The following is a 2,553-nucleotide window of genomic DNA, read 5'->3' as shown; positions in this document are numbered from 1 at the left end:
CAACCATGCGATACCTCCACACCATGCTGCGCGTGCGCAATCTCGATGTCGCGCTGAAATTCTATGTCGATGCTTTCGGCTTGAAGGAGGTGCGGCGGATCGAGAACGACAAGGGGCGCTTCACGCTGGTGTTCCTGTGCTCGGCGGATGATCTCGAAGCTCTGAAGAAGCAGCCGCCGACGCGCGGGGCGCCGCTGGTGGAGCTCACCTACAATTGGGACGAGGAGAAGTATGGCGAGGACCGCTTCTTCGGCCATCTCGCCTACGAGGTCGACGACATCTACGCCACCTGCGAGAAGCTGATGAAGGCGGGCGTCACCATCAATCGTCCGCCGCGCGACGGCAACATGGCCTTTGTCCGCTCGCCGGACCTGCACTCGATCGAGCTGCTGCAGAAGGGCGATCCGAAGCCGCCGCAGGAGCCGTGGGCATCGATGCCCAACACCGGCCATTGGTAAGCCATAGGCAGGAACTAGGCCCCTCCCCCGGCGTTCTCCTTTCACGAAACCGATTTGGAGGAGGATGCGATGGCGAGAGGGCTGTTGCTGTGGATGCTTGGCGTGCCGATCCCGGTGATCATTCTGTTGTGGCTGTTCTTCGGCCGCTGAGCGAAAGACTTGAACTATTGCAATGAAGGCTCCGCCGCGTGCGGAGCTTTTTGCATGAGGGGCACGATGCAATCGCGCATCGCTCGGCGCGCCGAATTCCGCTATCAGCTGGGAAAGGTGGATCTGTAGCCCGGATGGAGCGCAAGCGTAATCCGGGACTGTCAGCCCTGGATTGCGCTTCGCTCCATCCAGGCTACGACACCGGACAATGCCGCGGGAGACGCTTCATGGCCGATACCAAGCTGACGATCTGGGGCCGCGCCAATTCGGTCAATGTGCAGAAGGTGCTGTGGTGCTGCACCGAGCTTGGCCTCGCCTACGAGCGCATCGATGCCGGCATGCAATACGGCAAGACGCGCGAGGCCGATTATCTGGCGATGAATCCCAACGCGCGGATCCCGACGCTGGTCGAGGGCGATTTCGTGCTGTGGGAGTCCAACTCCATCATGCGCTATCTCTGCCTCGCGCATGGCCGCGGAACGCCGCTCTATCCCGAGGCGCCGAGGCAGCGCGCCTCGGTCGACCGCTGGCTCGACTGGACCCTGTCGACGGTGCAGCCGGTCGACCGCCCGGTGTTCTGGGGCATCGTGCGCACCGCGCCCGCCGAGCGCGACATGATCCAGGTGCAGCGCGATGCCGATGCCGCCGCCGAGGTCTGGGCCATCGCCGACCGCCTGCTCGCCACGCGCCGCTTCATCGAGGGCGATGCGTTCACGCTGGCCGACATCGCGATCGGGTCCTATGCGCGGCGCTGGCTCGGGGTCGAGGGCATCAGCCGGCCGGCCCAGCCGCACCTCACCCGCTGGCTCGCCGAGCTCGGCAAGCGGCCGGGATTTGCGCAATTCGTCGCACCGCCGATGTCGTGAGCACCTCGCGCGGGTTAAGCTGCGGCGGTCGCGCGGGGAATCCGCGTTCAGGCGCGCTTCCCGCGGCGTCACGGCCGCGCTTGACGGCTACGGTGCATGGGGTTGTTTTCGCGGTTTTGTTTCAGGCTTTAGCGCCAGCCGCGCTCGACCAGCAGCACGACGATGATCAGCAGCAGCGTCACCGCGGCCGTTGCCAGCCGCGCGGTCCAGCTGAGACCGCGGCCGACCCACCACAAGAGCGCGCAATACATCAGCACGGGGACGATGATGTCGAGCCGCACCAGATCCGCGGGCATGGGCCTTCAGCGCCGGATGCCAGCGTCGACGCTGGTCGAGCCGCCGAGCTTGACGCAGGTCCCCGTGCCCTCGGCCATCACGAAGCCCGAGCCATAGGCGGCGCAGGCGCCTGCCCTCACCTTGCCGGCCGTGCTGCCGTTCAGCGGCAGCGCCTTGCCGATCTGCGGCGGCTCGGCAGGCGGCAGGCGCAGGCTCTCGGCCGCGGTCGCGGACGTGGCCAGCAAGGAGAGCAGGATGAGGAGCGGCGTGCGCATCGCCGCCTTGTAGCCCGGACCGGCCCCGCGCGCCATCGGACCGTCCGCGGCTAGAGGAACCTGACGCCGGCCGACTTGCCGCGGCGCCAGACCACCTGGCAGCTCCGCCCGGTGCGCGCATCGCGTGCGAAGGCCATCCTGATCACGCCGGGAAGCTGGCTCGCGTCCTCGTCGAGGGTGATCCTGGCGCCCGAATCCGAGATGTCCTGAACCAGGCAGTGCCGCGCGGCAAAGCCGCCGTCCAGCGTGATCCAGGCGTGCTGCGACAGCAGCTTGCGGGCTGCGCGCTTCTTCGGCGTTGGCATCGGCAAAATCTCCCCGTCCAGCGCTACGCAGGGAACGCTAACAAACCGTTGAAATCGCCTCCGAATGATCCCGCCCCCCGGGGCTATCCACCGGGCCCGAAAGACCGTTCCCGAACGGCTTGCCCGGGAGCGCAAAGGCCACTATACGTTCGCCCGCTGCAAGTCGCCGGGCCCTGTTCGGCCGGCCAGCGGCCGTGCCGGGACAATCGGCAGGGCCCTGCGT

General features: G+C 66.9%; 5 protein-coding genes. 2 read left to right on the top strand and 3 right to left on the bottom strand.

What is annotated here, in order from left to right; genetic code table 11:
- Positions 1-5 precede the first annotated feature (5 nt).
- Together I6F21_RS37415 and I6F21_RS37410 are read left to right on the top strand one after the other, a co-directional pair.
- A complete protein-coding gene (locus I6F21_RS37415) occupies positions 6-458 on the top strand; it encodes a VOC family protein (RefSeq protein WP_035703627.1) in 453 nt (150 codons plus the stop codon).
- A gap of 377 nt (positions 459-835) precedes the next feature.
- The gene (locus I6F21_RS37410) at positions 836-1,474 is read left to right on the top strand and encodes a glutathione S-transferase (protein ID WP_225140725.1); all 639 of its coding nucleotides are present in this window, start codon (positions 836-838) and stop codon (positions 1,472-1,474) included.
- A gap of 128 nt (positions 1,475-1,602) precedes the next feature.
- Here I6F21_RS37410 and I6F21_RS37405 read toward each other — a convergent pair whose 3' ends face one another.
- The 3 genes from I6F21_RS37405 to I6F21_RS37395 are packed head-to-tail and all read right to left on the bottom strand — an operon-like array spanning position 1,603 to position 2,330.
- Positions 1,603-1,770 (bottom strand): hypothetical protein, encoded by a 168-nt coding sequence (locus I6F21_RS37405; RefSeq protein WP_042336342.1) that lies wholly within the window; start codon positions 1,768-1,770, stop codon positions 1,603-1,605.
- Positions 1,771-1,776: 6 nt separating this feature from the next.
- Positions 1,777-2,025 (bottom strand): hypothetical protein, encoded by a 249-nt coding sequence (locus I6F21_RS37400; protein ID WP_225140907.1) that lies wholly within the window; start codon positions 2,023-2,025, stop codon positions 1,777-1,779.
- 50 nt (positions 2,026-2,075) lie between these two features.
- Positions 2,076-2,330, bottom strand: a complete 255-nt coding sequence (locus tag I6F21_RS37395) for a PilZ domain-containing protein (protein ID WP_225140724.1) — start codon at positions 2,328-2,330, stop codon at positions 2,076-2,078.
- Positions 2,331-2,553: the final 223 nt, after the last annotated feature.

Source organism: Bradyrhizobium sp. NBAIM03, assembly GCF_020194055.1.
Lineage (GTDB): Bacteria > Pseudomonadota > Alphaproteobacteria > Rhizobiales > Xanthobacteraceae > Bradyrhizobium > Bradyrhizobium yuanmingense.
Note: the sequence above shows the minus strand (reverse complement) of the source record. Positions and strands in the feature narration are given on the sequence as shown.

Excerpts from the sequence above, each read along its gene's own strand:
- I6F21_RS37400 (WP_225140907.1), bottom strand. The coding sequence starts at position 2,025 with ATGCGCACGCCGCTCCTCATCCTGCTCTCCTTGCTGGCCACGTCCGCG.
- I6F21_RS37405 (WP_042336342.1), bottom strand. The coding sequence starts at position 1,770 with ATGCCCGCGGATCTGGTGCGGCTCGACATCATCGTCCCCGTGCTGATG.
- I6F21_RS37395 (WP_225140724.1), bottom strand. The coding sequence starts at position 2,330 with ATGCCAACGCCGAAGAAGCGCGCAGCCCGCAAGCTGCTGTCGCAGCAC.
- I6F21_RS37410 (WP_225140725.1), top strand. The coding sequence starts at position 836 with ATGGCCGATACCAAGCTGACGATCTGGGGCCGCGCCAATTCGGTCAAT.
- I6F21_RS37415 (WP_035703627.1), top strand. The coding sequence starts at position 6 with ATGCGATACCTCCACACCATGCTGCGCGTGCGCAATCTCGATGTCGCG.